Consider the following 12,881-nt stretch of genomic DNA (forward strand, 5'->3'; position numbering starts at 1 on the left):
GCTTACTGCTCTTTCTGTGCTTCTTTTTCCGCCATGCGGTTGGACATCAGCACGAACGGGATGTAGGTCAGGGTGCCCACGATCAGGATCACCAGCTGCACAATGGCACCATGCCAGCCATAGGAAATGGTAGCATTGATGAACAGTGGCAGACCGAACGGTGCGTCCACGATGCTGCAGGAGATGAAGCCGATCTTAATGGCAAACAGACCGATAGCAGCTGCAATGCCGGAGTTCAGGATAAAGGGAATGGCGAACACAGGGTTCAGTACCAGCGGCAGGCCAAAGACCATCGGCTCGCCAATGCCGCAGATGCCGGGCAGCAGCGAAAGCTTTGCAATGGCACGGTGATCTTCACGCTTGGAGAACATCAGGATGGCAAAGATCAGGCTCAGGGTCAGGCCAGCGCCGCCCACAACAACAAACACCGTCCAGAAGCCACGGGTCAACGGATAGGCAGGAGTCAGGCCAGCCTGCACGGCAGCAATGTTTTCGGCCAGACCGGCAGCGGAGATGGGACTGCGGATGGGCTCCACCACCAGACCGCCATGGATGCCCAGGAACCAGAACAGCTGGCAGAACACAGCCATGATGATCACGCCTGCGGTGCTCTGCACAGCAGCCGACAGCGGAGCCTGCACAACGGCGTAGATGAACTCGTTGATATAAGAGCCGGTGGCCAGCTGGAACAGGGTGCCAAAAACAGAGCTGAACACGATGATGACGAATACCGGAATCAGGATGTTAAAGGAGTTTGCAATGCCTGCCGGAACAGATGCCGGCATTTTGATCTTGATCTTTTCAATACTGGTGAGCCAATGGAACAGGTTGGTGATGAGCACAGCCACCAACATACCCACGAACAGGCCCTGTGCACCCAGAACGCCGCCGCTCAGGCCACTGGCCTTGCCGGTCGCTTCCTGAATGGTCACTGTGATGGTGTTGGGCACCATGGCGAAATAGCAGATCACCGCCAGCACACCCGTAATGAACGGAGGCATCTTTTTTGCCTTTGCCAGGTTCATGGCAATGAGCAGGATGATGGGGATGGTCATGCAGGAAACGGCTGCAAAGTTCATGGCGGTGAAGGCCGGAGCCAGGTTGCTGAGGGCTGGAACCCACTTTGCCAGGCCGGTGGTCTGGCTGGCGATCAGCGCATTCAGCAACGAACCAAAAGAACCTGCAATGATAAACGGAACATAATCGGTGAATGCATCCTTGATGCTGCGCAGATACACATTGCTGTCCACAAAGTCCGCAATGTCCATCAACGTGTTTTCAAACTTGCTTGTCTTTGCCATGATTTCCTCACTTTCCTGCATACAGATCTTCGGCCTGCTTCAGCACAGCTGCACCATCGCAGCGGCCATAAGAAGGGCCATCGATCACATCCACCACAGCCTGGTCGCCCACCAGCTTGGTCACCCGCCGCAGAATGTGGCGCACCTGCGGGCCCAGCAGCAGCACATCAAAATTGCCCAGTTCGTTCTGGATCTCGCCCTGCTCCACAGCCCAGATCTTGTAATCCTTGCCCTGTGCTTTTGCAGCATCCTGCATCTTTGCCACTACCAGGCTGGTGGACATTCCTGCATTGCAAGCCAACATGATCCTCATTGTTCATTTCCTCCTTTAAGTTCGTTTACGGTATCCTGTAATTCCTTCACCAATCGGTAAAGGTTTATAAATTCCTGTGCGTTGTCCTGCGCCATGGTCGCCATGGTCAGGTGATCCTGTGCGTGGACCAGAACAATGTTCAGCTCCACCGGGTTTCCGTTTGCCTCACCCTGAATCATATCCGACTGCGCCTGATGTGCCAGGTGGAACTCCTGCTGCGATTCCTTGAGCTGCTTTTGCGCTTCCTCAAAGTCGAACTCCCGTGCAGATTCCACCGCCATCAACGCCAGCGACTTTGCGTTGCCCGCATTCATGATCAGTTCAAAGGCTTTTGCGTATTTTGTCTCGTCCATATCATTCCGTCCTTTCGTTGTCCACAGCCTCAAGGCATTCTGCCAGAGTCTGGTAGCTTCGTTTTTGGATCAGCTGCCCAATACGCTGTTCATCCAGCAGCAGCCGTGCCGTTGTGGCGTAAAAATCCTGCAGCTTCTTGTTTTTCTGCCGCGATACCGACACCAGAAAAATCGCCTGCACCTCGTGCTGCTCGTCCCACTGGATGGGCGCTTTCAGGACTGCCACGCTTACAAAGGTATCCTCGGTCAGCACCTGACAGGGATGCGGCATTGCCACACGGTTTCCCATGCAGGTATGTGCCATCTTCTCCCGTTTGCACACCGCCTCGTAAAAGCCGGTTGGCAGCGGGTGGAGCTTTTCCACCTGGAAGACCAGCTTTTGCAGCGCTTCCTCTTTTGTTTGGGCTTCCAGCTCCGGGAAGAACAGCGGCTGGGGGTAATACTGCAGGATATCATGCGCTTCCTCCCGCAGAAAGCCCTTGATGGCACCGCTGCGCTTTTCGTCCAGGAGCTGCTTCACCTCACAGATGGGCACCGGCACAGGTTCCTGAATGGGCACCATCGTAAAAACGTAGTCGATCTTTGAAAAATCCTGCCTGCCAATGCTGCGCTGGTCACAGATGGCGATCTGATCGATGCGGTCGCCGAACTGTTTCTGCATCTTGTAAGCCATCAGCCGGGCCGTACCGGCGCCCGATGCGCAGACCAGCAGCACATTTTTCTTTTCAATGTGAGAGCGCTTGCGTTCCAGTGAAAGCTGGATGGTCAGCGCAAGATAGGCGACCTCGTTGGAATCCAGAATGCAGCGGTACCGCCGCTCCAGCACGGCGCTTGCCTGCACGGCAATGGTGTACGCCAGGCTGTAACGCTGCCGGATCTCCTTCAGCAGCGGATTTTTGAGCCGCATTCCGTACTTGATGCGGATGATCAGCGGTACCAGATGGGTGCTGAGCGAAAGAATCAGCTCCAGATCATCCCGGAAGTCCATCTGGAAGATCTGGTAGATCTCTTCCAGCATTTCTGTCACAGCATCCTGCACATCGCTGTCGATCACAAAATTCTGGCTCGTCTGCTTGCTGGCCAAGTGGATCGCCAGGTAGCGCACCTCTTGTTCCGGGTAAGGTACACCGGCCAATTCAGTAATGCACTTTGCACATTTCTGCGCCAGCTCATAGCTTTCGCCTGCAGACCACGTTTGGTTTTCTTCCTCGGTCATCTGGATGTATTGGCCCGATTGGATGCGCTGGATCGCCACTGCAACATGAACCACCAGACTGTTCAGCCCCACATCCGTGATGTGATAGTTTTCCTGTTCCAGAAGTTCCACCAGCATCTGTGCAAGTTCGTATTCCTGCGCGTTTTCTTCCAGTGCTGTGTGCTCCATGCCAGGGTTCCGTTCCTGTAAATATTCGGAAAGGCACTGCCTCTTGTGGAACTCATCTCCCACCAACCGCATTCCATAGTGCGGCTTGCGTTCCAGTGTCAGCTGGAACCGATTGAAAAAATCCTCTGCCTGCCGCAGATCAGAAGTCAGCGTTTTGCGGCTTACATACAGCTTTTCGCACAGGGTCTCTACCTTTGTGTAGCAGTCGTCCTTCAGGAAATATCCGATCAGGAACCGCACCCGGCCTCTGGAATCCTGCGGAATGTTGGAATCTGCCTTCAGGAAGATGGTCTGGAACTTATCCAGGTCCTGCACTTTCAAGCGGTAGCCTTTTCCCCGCTCGTGCAGGACCTCCGCACCGTGGGTCTGCAGCTGCTCGTTCAGTTCCTGCAGCAGCCCCCGCACGGTTTTTGTGCTCAGGCTCATCTTTTGCGCGAATTCATCCACCGTTTTATATTCGTCCTGCGATATCAGGCTTAAAAGCGTTGTGAGCCGCTCGCCCAGCATTTTATCGTTTCTCCTTTCGTTTCAGATTCTCACGTTTTCCTGTGGCTTTACTGTACCATGTTCTATCCGAAAACTCCAGAACCTCTATTTCCAGCTTGTAAAAGAAAAACATTTCTCGAAATCGGAAACAATCTGCGTTTTTCACAATTTCCATTTCCTGCGATTGTGCATTCTATCCATATCTCTTTTCTGAAAACAAATCAAGCCCTCCGGCTTCCGTTACAGAGGCCAAAGGGCTTGATTTATTTTCAGGCTGTCAATTTTTCTTTTGCGCCGTTACGGCAGCCAGGGGTACAGCCGGACGGTGTAGGTCTTTGCTTCCCCCGGCTGCAGCTGTACCAGCCCCACACCGGAGTTCAGGGCGTTCACCGCACCGCTCATGGGCTCTATGCAGATAAAATCCTGCGTGCCGTCGCCATTCCACAGCACCCACTGATTGAAGGGCTCCGCCGCGTTCATGCAAAGGCCACCGATCCGGGCGGTGTGCCCGGCTGCGGTATAAAACCCACGGATCAATTTTCCGCTGCAGGCATCGCTGCCATCCCGGTAGGCCGTTTCTTCGCTGGTCAGCGGCAGCAGCCTGCCGGTGGGGATGTACCGCTCGTCCACCTCCCACCGCTGCCCGATGGGCACCGCAAAAAACGGCTTTGCGCGGAATGCAATGTGCAGGCCGAACGCCAGCGGCATGGTTTTGGGGCCCGTGTTGCAGAGGGTGAACAGGTGCTGTGTGCCCGTCTCCGTCAGGCAGTGGGTCACCGTGATGGCAAAGGGGAACGGGTAGCGCTCCCCCCGGTTCTCGTAAAAGCCGGTCACGCTGGTCGCGGTCTGTTCGGTCACCCGGAACGGCATCCGGGCCAGACTGCCGTGGATGTGGTTGCCGTACACCGGCTCATTGATGGGCAGATGATACGTGGTGCCCTGAAAGGTGAAGGCTCCTCCGGCTGTCCGGTTGGGCGGCAGCAGCAGCGGCATCCCGTACACCTGCGGTTCCCGCCGGAGCTGCGTCTCTCCTTCCGGTGTGCGCAGCAGCTCGCTGCCGCTGCGGGCAAGGCGGATCAGATTCATGCCATAGGCGGGCAGAACTTCCGCCTGCCATCCAAAGCCTGCCAGACGTACCACAGAAGAAGAAACCATATCTGCTCCTTTCCAGCAAACAAAAAACGGCAGGCAGCCAAGGCTGTATCTGCCGTTTTTGCAAACTTACCAGTCGGCAACGCTGCCGTCCTCAAAGAAAAGGTGCGGCGTGTCCCAGTGCCCGTCCGACACCAGCTTTGCCATAGCCTGCTCGTCCACCTCGATGCCAAGGCCGTCCCCGGTTGGAACACGGATGCAGCCATCGCTCTCGATCACGAAGGGCTTTTTCAGGATGCCGACGCCCAGATCCTGCCGGTTCGGCATGGCCGGGTGCTCCTGCGCCAGCAGGTTCGGGATGCAGGCATCCAGCTGCAGGCAGGCCGCCAGCGAGATGGGGCCCAGCGGGTTGTGCGGGGCCACCTGCATGTAGTAGGTCTCCGCCATGGCTGCGATCTTGCGTGCCTCAAAAATGCCGCCGCAGTGGCACAGGTCCGGCTGGACTACAGACACTGCCTGCTGCTCGATCAGCCTGCGGAAGCCAAAGCGCCCGAACAGCCGCTCGCCGGCTGCAATGGGGATGGACGTGCTGCGTGCAACACGCACCATTTCTTCGGTGTTTTCCGGCAGAACAGGCTCTTCCACAAACAGCGGATAATAGGGTTCCAGCTCCTTGAGCACCCGGATGGACATGGACGAACTCACACGGCCATGAAAATCCACGGCGATGTCCACCTTGCTGCCCACACGCTGGCGTACCGCCGCAAAGCGGTCCACAATGGCGTGGAGCATTTCCAGGTTATCCAGCGGCCGGATGGGCGGGATGACCGAATATTTTACGGCAGTAAAACCTTCGGCCAGACGCTGGTCTGCAATTTTCAGCATTTCCTCCACCGGGAAATCCCCGGCGATGGCTGCAGGCTTCAGGTGGCCGTACATCCGCACCCGGTCCCGGCAGGCACCGCCCAGCATTTCGTAGATCGGCATGTGGTAATACTTGCCTTTGATGTCCCACAAAGCCTGCTCGATGCCGGAGATGGCACTCATGAACACCGGCCCTCCGCGGTAATAGGTGCCGCGGTACATCAGCTGCACCAGATGCTCGATTTTGCACGGGTCTGCACCGATCAGCACCGGGCGGTATTCTTCCACAGCGGCGGCCACGGTGTGTGCACGACCCTCCACAATGGGTTCGCCCCAGCCGCAGATGCCCTCGTCGGTGGAGATCTTCAAAAACAGCCAGCGCGGCTGCAGGTAGAACAGCTCAAGATCTGTGATCTTCAAAGCGCTCAGCCTCCTTTAGTCCACGGCAGGAAGTCCATCAAAATAATACGAGCTTGCACCCGCCGGCCGCACATTGGTCAGGGTGCCCTTGTAATGCCGTAGGTTCACCGGCTGGAAGGGATATTTTGCGCAGTTTTCCTCGTTGAGGGCAAGGCCAAGGCCCACGCCCTCCGGGATGCGGATCTTGCCATGGTCGAACACAACGTGCTCATTTGTCAGCTCCCCGCGCCAGTTGACATCGGTCAGGCAGATCTCCAGAATGCGGAAGCCCGGCGTGGATGCTGCCAGATGCAGTGTGGCCGCATTGGCCACCGGCCCGCTGGGGTTGTGCGGGGCCAGCGCCACATAATAGGGCTCTGCCATGGCTGCCATCTTTTTTACGGCCGAAATGCCGCCGCAGTGGCTCACATCCGGCTGCACGAAGTCGGCACAGCCTTTTTCTAGGAACTGCTGGAACTGGGTGACGCTGTAAATGCGCTCACCCGCCGCAATGGGCACCGGCGACTTGCGGTGCACCTCGGCCAGTGCATCCAGACTGTCCGGCGGGGTGGGTTCCTCAAAAAACATGGGGTCAAAGGGTTTCAGGGCGTTGGCAATGCGGATGCCAGTGGCCACATCAAAGCGGCCATGCCCCTCGATCAGCAGATCGACGCTGCTGCCCACAGCAGCACGCACCGCTTCCACAATCTCGATGGCATGGAAAAACTCCTGATTGTCCATGTAGAGATATGCCTTGCCAAAGGGGTCCCACTTGAGGGCCGTGACGCCCATTGCCACAGCCTTTTTGGCGGCAGCGGCAAACTCGTCCGGCTCCTTTGCACCGGCAAACCAGACGTTGGCATACATGCGCACACTGTCGCGCACCTTGCCGCCCAGCAGCTCGTACAGCGGCACCTGCAGGGCCTTGGCCTTGATGTCCCACATGGCAATGTTCAGTGCCGAAATGGCGCTTTGCAGCACCGGGCCCACACGCCAGTAGGAGTCGCGGTACAGTTCGTGGCAGATCCGTTCCACCTCACGCGGATCCTGGCCGATCAGCACCCGCTTCAGGTCTTCAATGGCACCCAGAAGGGCATGTTCCTTGTATTCCAGCGTGCCTTCGCCAATGCCGGAAATGCCTTCGTCGGTCTCAATCTTCACAAACACATAATTCGTGCGGTAGGTATAAACATTAAAGGTTTTGATATCTGTGATCTTCAAACGCAAATCACTCCCTTTATAAAACAAATTCCGTGTAGTGTGCAGGGATCAGAACACGCACCGGGTCCTGCGCCAGCAGGTCGGCAAAGGGCTGCACGGCGCAGCCAAACGTAGAAAACAGATCCCAGTGCATCGGCAGCACATACGCAGGCTGCAGGATGCGGGTCAGGCGGACCGCGTCCACAGCGTTCATGTTATTGCCTTTTCCGTTGATGGGCAGGATCAGAAGATCGACCACCGCCGGGCGCTGGGCCAGAAGAGAACGGTGGAACAGCGTATCGCCGGTATGCCAGATGAATACCCCGTCCGCTTCCAGCACAAAGCCAATGGAGCTTGGGTCGCTGTGTGCCGCCGACACCGCTGTAAAATGCATGTCTGCCAGCGTCACCTCGGTACCGGGCGTCATGAGCACGAACTCAGCCTTGCCTCCGTAGCGCTGACGCATAGCCCAGAACGCTTTTTCGGCGGCAAGCACTGTGAGCGGCCTGTGCACCTTCTCAAACAGTACATCCAGCGTGCCAAAGTCCATATGATCGGCATGACTGTGGGTGATCAGAAGAACATCCGGCGTACAAAGGAATTCCGGCTGGACAGGCACCTGCCGGTGATAGGCCGGGCCCTGCTCTTCTTCCAGCGTATTGGAAAGATAGGGGTCGATCATCACCGTGGTCCCGCCGTGGGTGATGAACAAAAAACCAGCCTGTCCCAGCCAGATGCACTTCATATGCAAGCTCCTTTGTCTGTATTCCAGTTCCGGGTCAGTCCGCGATCACGGTACCGTCCGAAAGCTTGATGCCTTCCTCTTCGTAGACGAACTGTGCAAGGCTGCCGCCGTCCACTGCCAGCTCTGCGCCGGTAATGATGCGGGCCTGCTCGTTGTCGGCCAGGAAGTAGGCTGCGTTTGCAATGTCCTGGAACTCCGCAATATCCCCCAGCGGGTTTTTGTTGTGCGGCGAGTTCTGGATCTCCGGGCGTGCATAGTACCGCGCCGTCTTGATGCCGCCGGCCACCACCGTATTGACACGGATGTGGCAGGGGCCAAGCTCCACAGCCAGGTTGCGGGCTAAACCGTGCAGGCCGGACTTGGAGGTGCAGTATGCACTGCGGTTCTTGGTGGTGCGGATGCCGTTGACCGAACCGATCACCACAATGGCACCGCCGCCCAGCTGCAGCATGTGCTTCGCGGCCTGACGGCAGAACATGAAGTTCCAGCCGATGTTGGTATCGATCACACGGATCCAGTCCTTGAAATCCACCTCAAGGAAGTTGGGCATGTTGATGCCCATGTTTGCGGCCACCAGCACAAGGGTGCTTACCAGATGGCCTTTCTGCTTTAAATCGTCGAACATGGCCGCCATCTGCGGCTCGTCCAGCACTTCCAGCCCGTAGCCAAAGGTCTCGATCTTCCCGTCGTTCTCTGCTTTCAGGCGGGCGGCAGCTTCCTGTGCGCGGGCCTGATCCCGGCTGGTAATGCAGACATCATAGCCGTTGGCTGCAAACTTTTGTGCCACACAATATCCGGTTCCGGTGGTCGCACCGGTCACAACAACCATCTTGTTCATAAGGCTTGCTCTCCTTTTTTCAGTTTTCTCAAGCACCGTACAGCAGGTTCGGCAGGAAGAGGATCAGCTTCGGGCAGAAGGCAATGATCGCCAGCACCAGCAGCATAATGGCAATGAACGGCATACAGGCCTTTGCCACCTTGGTGAACTTGAGGCCCATCAGGCCGGAGACCTGATACAGCACGATGCCAAACGGCGGCGACATATTGCCGATGCCCAGGTTGAACACGAACATGATGCCGAACTGGATGGGGTCGATGCCAAGCTGGATCGCAATGGGCATGAGCAGCGGTCCAAGAATGATCTGGGCCGGACCGCCTTCCATGAACATACCGATGATCAGCAGAATCACGTTGGTCATGAGGAGGAAGGAGACCTTGGTCAGGTTCATGCTGAGCATAGTTTCGGCCAGGGCCTGGGGCACACGCTCGTAGGTCATAAAGTAGGACAGTGCGCCTGCCGCACAGATAAGGATCATAACGGTGGCAGTGCCCAGCACAGACTCCTTGAGGATCGTCCAGATGTGGGACCACTTGATCTCTTTGTAGATCACAACACCAATGAACAGCGAGTACCATGCACAGATGGCACCGGCCTCGGTGGCCGTGAACATGCCGCCGCGCAGGCCCAGCAGGATGCCAAAGGGGATCAGCATGGCCCAGAATGCCTGCCGCAGCAGGTGCAGCAGCTCTCTGGGAGATGCCATTTTATCGCGGGAGCCCTTATAGCCGTGCTTTTTGGAGACGATGTACACGTAGATCATCATGAACACCATGCACAGCAGGCCGGGCACATAGCCCGCTGCAAACATACGTCCCACCGAGATCTGGGTGGCAAACGAGAACACGATCAGGCCCATGCCCGGCGGGATGATGGGGGTGATCAGCGAGGAAGCGATGGTAATGGCTGCGCTGAACTCTTCATCGTAGCCGCGCTTGAGCATTTCCGGCACAAGAATCTTTGCTTCCATGGAGGCGTCTGCGGCTGCTGAGCCGGAAACGCCGCCCATCAGAACGGAAAGCAGAATGTTCACATGGCCAAGGCCGCCGGTCAGATGGCCCACAAGGCCGTCCGCCAGATCCAGAAGCCTGCTGGAAATACCCGCGTAGTTCATAATGGCACCCGCCGTGATGAAGAACGGGATCGCCAGGTAAGACGAAGTTTCGGTAACGGCCACCACGCGCTGCACCGCGATCTGAACGGGCAGGGTGGGCTGAAGGATCAGGAAGTACGGCAGTGCGCCGCCCAGAAGGGCCAGCCAGATGGGCACATTGAACATAGCTAGCGCCACGATGCACAAAAGCGGAAGCCAGATATTGATGTTCATTCCGTCGGCCCCCCTTCCTTGAGTTTCGCGGGCAGGCAGCGGACGGCCTGCACCAGAAACACAACGGCGTAAATCGTCATCAGGACAAAGCCCACCAGCATCCCGCTGTCCAGCACACGGTAGGAAATGCGGGTGGCCGTCATGATCTTGCTGCCAACATTCTGGATCAGGATCCATGTAAGATAGGTGCAGATGGCCATGATGACCGTGATGATCAGCTGCACCACCACATCAACGATGCAGCGCACCTTGTGCGGGAATGCGTTGACCAGAAGATCGACGCCGTAATGCATGTGGCGGCGGTATGCAGCCGCAGTGCCCGGAAATACCATCCACGCAAACGCGATGCACACATATTCATCCGAGCCCTTGATGGTAAAATGCAGGCAGTACCGTGTAAACACATTGATTACGGTAAGGGTGATGGCAAAAACCAGTGCCACCGAAGCAATCAGCTCCGGGATATGAATCACGATCCACTTTGCTGTGGAGTTCTTTTTGGGAGAATCCTGCGCCATGGAATCTCCTCCTTTCTCGTTTTATTCCAGAAATGCCGCCTGAAGGCATTTGCTCAGGCGGCATCCGTTTTTCTTGCAGAAGATCAGGTGTTGGCCTCGATGGCCGCACGGATCGTATCGTAAATGGAGGGGTCAAGACCCAGCAGCGTGAACAGATCCGGCACAACGGCTGCAAAGGATGCCTTATCTGCCTCGCTCACGGTCACGCCCAGATCCTTGAACTGCTGTACGAACTCGTCTTCCTTGGCCATGGACTGGTCTGCCATCTCAACACAGGCGTCGGTCAGCACGCTCTTGATGGTCTGCTGGTCCTCGGCGGAGATCTGATCCCAGTAGGTGGGGTTCATGCACAGGGAGAACGGGTTCACAAAGTGGCCGGACAGGCACAGGTACTTGCACACCTCGTTCAGCGAAGAGCTGAGCAGCAGGGACAGCGGAGCCTCGCAGGACTCGATCACACCCGTCTGCAGCAGCGAGTAGTTATCGGCCCAGGTAGAGGTAGTGGGGGTGCCGTTCATGACGGTGATGAAGCCCTGCGCTGCAGAGGAGGGGCCCATGCGCATGATGTGGCCGGCACAGTCGGCTGCCTTTTCGATCTTGAAGGTGCTGATGAAATGGCGGTAGCCGATGGCACCGTAGCACAGCGGCTGGATGTCCTGCTTGACCAGTTCGCTCTCAATACCGGCGATCCAGTCAGACTTTGCCAGAGCCTGCACCTCGTAGAGGCTGTTGAACACATACGGGAAGGATGCGGGTGCAAAGTCCGACACCACATCGCCCAGATTATCAAAGCCCATGGAGCAGATCATGGGTGCGCCGGCGCGCATCTGCTCCAGCATATCGGTAATGGAGCCCAGCGCGTTGTTGGGGTAGACATCAAACGCCACGCGGCCTTCCGTTTTGGAGGCAATCTCGTCAAAGGCCGCATTGATCACTTCGCCGTAAATGCTGTCTTCCGACTCAGAATAGGCAACTTTAAAGGTAAGTGCTTCGGCCGCGGCCGGTGCAGAAACTGCTGTCGAAGAAGCTGCGTTGGATGCGGAGGCAGCGGTGCTGCCCGCGGAGCCGCCGCAGGCAGACAGACCGACGGCAGCGGCGGTAGTGCCCATAACTTTCATGAACGTGCGGCGCGTGATCTTTTTCATAGTATTCTCCTCCTGTATGGTCTGTTTCTGTCCGGATTTGATATTTTATCAAATCTTTGATTCTATTTTACGCGTATTTTTGCCGTTTGTCAATACAAAAATATCAAAAATAAAATATTATGTTCACAGAATCTGGGCATTTCAGCCTATTCGAGGACAGGATGCGATCAAATCAGGCCTTTATAAAGATTGCTCAGTTTTCTTTCTGTTCCTCTTCAAAGTTTTCTGTCAGAGCATACTGTTTGGAGTTCAGAGTGTGCAGCTTGACGATCGTGACCGCCGAGATCACGTCGTTGTTGCGGATAGCATGGATCAGCTGGCTGTGCTCCCACACCGACTGGCTCATCCGCTGATAGTCCACCTCGTGATACTTGCGGATGAAGGCCAGTTGCTTGATGTTCCGCGCAAAAAGCTGGTAAGCCATGTGATCTGCACAGGGCGAATAGGCCAGCATATGAAACTTCATGTTCAGCGGGGTACGCTTTTCGCGCCAGTCCTTTTCCGTCAGTGCCGCCATCTGTGCATTCACATCTTCCAGCTGGTGCAAAAGCTCTTCCGAATAGCCTTTTTTCATCGAAAGCTCGATCAAAAGGCTTTCCAGCGCATACTGCAGGTCGTTGAGCTGTGCAACCAGTTCCGGCGTGACTGCGATCACGGTCGCACCCCGGTAAGGGTTCATTTCCAGCAGGTTTTCACCGCACAGCATACTGAACGCCTCCCGGACCGGCATACTGCTCACGCCGTATTTGTCCGCGATCTCTTTTGCCGTGATCCTGCTGCCCGGCTTGATCCGATGGCTTACAATATCATCCCGCAGCTGATCCGCCACACGGTTGGCAATGGTTGCGCCAAATCCAGCTTCCACTTCCTTTTTCACACGAATTATCCTCGTTTCTCTCAGATTTTTGCAGATTTT

Annotated in this window: 13 protein-coding genes; all 13 read right to left on the reverse strand. The window is 56.4% G+C overall.

Translation table 11 applies throughout. The features are described from left to right. Nucleotides 1-2: 2 nt before the first annotated feature. The gene (locus ACGHUK_RS12460) at nt 3-1,301 is read right to left on the reverse strand and encodes a PTS sugar transporter subunit IIC (protein WP_390574452.1); all 1,299 of its coding nucleotides are present in this window, start codon (nt 1,299-1,301) and stop codon (nt 3-5) included. 7 nt (nt 1,302-1,308) lie between these two features. Further along, nucleotides 1,309-1,614 carry a PTS sugar transporter subunit IIB gene (locus ACGHUK_RS12465; RefSeq protein ID WP_097781284.1) on the reverse strand — a complete coding sequence of 102 codons (306 nt, stop codon included), beginning with the start codon at nt 1,612-1,614 and terminating at the stop codon, nt 1,309-1,311. Further along, complete coding sequence (locus ACGHUK_RS12470; RefSeq protein ID WP_097774443.1) at nt 1,611-1,967, reverse strand: PTS lactose/cellobiose transporter subunit IIA; 357 nt, start codon at nt 1,965-1,967, stop codon at nt 1,611-1,613. Before ACGHUK_RS12470 ends, ACGHUK_RS12465 begins: the two co-directional genes overlap by 4 nt. A gap of 1 nt (nt 1,968) precedes the next feature. Continuing rightward, on the reverse strand, nt 1,969-3,858 hold the full coding sequence (locus tag ACGHUK_RS12475) for a BglG family transcription antiterminator (protein ID WP_390574453.1): 1,890 nt from the start codon (nt 3,856-3,858) through the stop codon (nt 1,969-1,971). 276 nt (nt 3,859-4,134) lie between these two features. Further along, nucleotides 4,135-4,992, reverse strand: coding sequence for an aldose 1-epimerase (locus tag ACGHUK_RS12480; RefSeq protein WP_390574454.1), 858 nt, complete (start codon nt 4,990-4,992; stop codon nt 4,135-4,137). A 66-nt stretch (nt 4,993-5,058) separates the two neighbouring features. Beyond that, nucleotides 5,059-6,213 carry a galactonate dehydratase gene (gene dgoD, locus ACGHUK_RS12485; protein WP_097774440.1) on the reverse strand — a complete coding sequence of 385 codons (1,155 nt, stop codon included), beginning with the start codon at nt 6,211-6,213 and terminating at the stop codon, nt 5,059-5,061. 15 nt (nt 6,214-6,228) lie between these two features. After that, nucleotides 6,229-7,413, reverse strand: a complete 1,185-nt coding sequence (gene dgoD / locus ACGHUK_RS12490; protein ID WP_390574455.1) for a galactonate dehydratase — start codon at nt 7,411-7,413, stop codon at nt 6,229-6,231. A 16-nt stretch (nt 7,414-7,429) separates the two neighbouring features. Next, nucleotides 7,430-8,137: an MBL fold metallo-hydrolase gene (locus ACGHUK_RS12495; protein ID WP_390574456.1), complete on the reverse strand. Its 708-nt coding sequence runs from the start codon at nt 8,135-8,137 to the stop codon at nt 7,430-7,432. Nucleotides 8,138-8,171: 34 nt separating this feature from the next. After that, on the reverse strand, nt 8,172-8,975 hold the full coding sequence (locus ACGHUK_RS12500) for an SDR family NAD(P)-dependent oxidoreductase (protein ID WP_097774437.1): 804 nt from the start codon (nt 8,973-8,975) through the stop codon (nt 8,172-8,174). A gap of 28 nt (nt 8,976-9,003) precedes the next feature. After that, nucleotides 9,004-10,302 carry a TRAP transporter large permease gene (locus tag ACGHUK_RS12505; RefSeq protein WP_390574457.1) on the reverse strand — a complete coding sequence of 433 codons (1,299 nt, stop codon included), beginning with the start codon at nt 10,300-10,302 and terminating at the stop codon, nt 9,004-9,006. Continuing rightward, on the reverse strand, nt 10,299-10,820 hold the full coding sequence (locus ACGHUK_RS12510) for a TRAP transporter small permease (RefSeq protein ID WP_097774436.1): 522 nt from the start codon (nt 10,818-10,820) through the stop codon (nt 10,299-10,301). Before ACGHUK_RS12510 ends, ACGHUK_RS12505 begins: the two co-directional genes overlap by 4 nt. Before the next feature lie 83 nt (nt 10,821-10,903). Then, nucleotides 10,904-11,965, reverse strand: coding sequence for a substrate-binding domain-containing protein (locus ACGHUK_RS12515; RefSeq protein WP_337679237.1), 1,062 nt, complete (start codon nt 11,963-11,965; stop codon nt 10,904-10,906). Nucleotides 11,966-12,158: 193 nt separating this feature from the next. Continuing rightward, complete coding sequence (locus tag ACGHUK_RS12520) at nt 12,159-12,842, reverse strand: GntR family transcriptional regulator (RefSeq protein WP_390574458.1); 684 nt, start codon at nt 12,840-12,842, stop codon at nt 12,159-12,161. Between the last annotated feature and the right edge of the window lie 39 nt (nt 12,843-12,881).

This window comes from Faecalibacterium sp. i25-0019-C1, from assembly GCF_042854225.1.
GTDB lineage: Bacteria > Bacillota > Clostridia > Oscillospirales > Ruminococcaceae > Faecalibacterium > Faecalibacterium taiwanense.

Bases quoted from the DNA above. Each gene is read 5' to 3' on its own strand.
- ACGHUK_RS12500 (WP_097774437.1), bottom strand. From the start codon at position 8,975: ATGAACAAGATGGTTGTTGTGACCGGTGCGACCACCGGAACCGGATAT.
- ACGHUK_RS12515 (WP_337679237.1), bottom strand. From the start codon at position 11,965: ATGAAAAAGATCACGCGCCGCACGTTCATGAAAGTTATGGGCACTACC.
- ACGHUK_RS12510 (WP_097774436.1), bottom strand. From the start codon at position 10,820: ATGGCGCAGGATTCTCCCAAAAAGAACTCCACAGCAAAGTGGATCGTG.
- ACGHUK_RS12505 (WP_390574457.1), bottom strand. From the start codon at position 10,302: ATGAACATCAATATCTGGCTTCCGCTTTTGTGCATCGTGGCGCTAGCT.
- ACGHUK_RS12475 (WP_390574453.1), bottom strand. From the start codon at position 3,858: ATGCTGGGCGAGCGGCTCACAACGCTTTTAAGCCTGATATCGCAGGAC.
- ACGHUK_RS12460 (WP_390574452.1), bottom strand. From the start codon at position 1,301: ATGGCAAAGACAAGCAAGTTTGAAAACACGTTGATGGACATTGCGGAC.
- ACGHUK_RS12495 (WP_390574456.1), bottom strand. From the start codon at position 8,137: ATGAAGTGCATCTGGCTGGGACAGGCTGGTTTTTTGTTCATCACCCAC.
- ACGHUK_RS12465 (WP_097781284.1), bottom strand. From the start codon at position 1,614: ATGAGGATCATGTTGGCTTGCAATGCAGGAATGTCCACCAGCCTGGTA.
- ACGHUK_RS12480 (WP_390574454.1), bottom strand. From the start codon at position 4,992: ATGGTTTCTTCTTCTGTGGTACGTCTGGCAGGCTTTGGATGGCAGGCG.
- ACGHUK_RS12470 (WP_097774443.1), bottom strand. From the start codon at position 1,967: ATGGACGAGACAAAATACGCAAAAGCCTTTGAACTGATCATGAATGCG.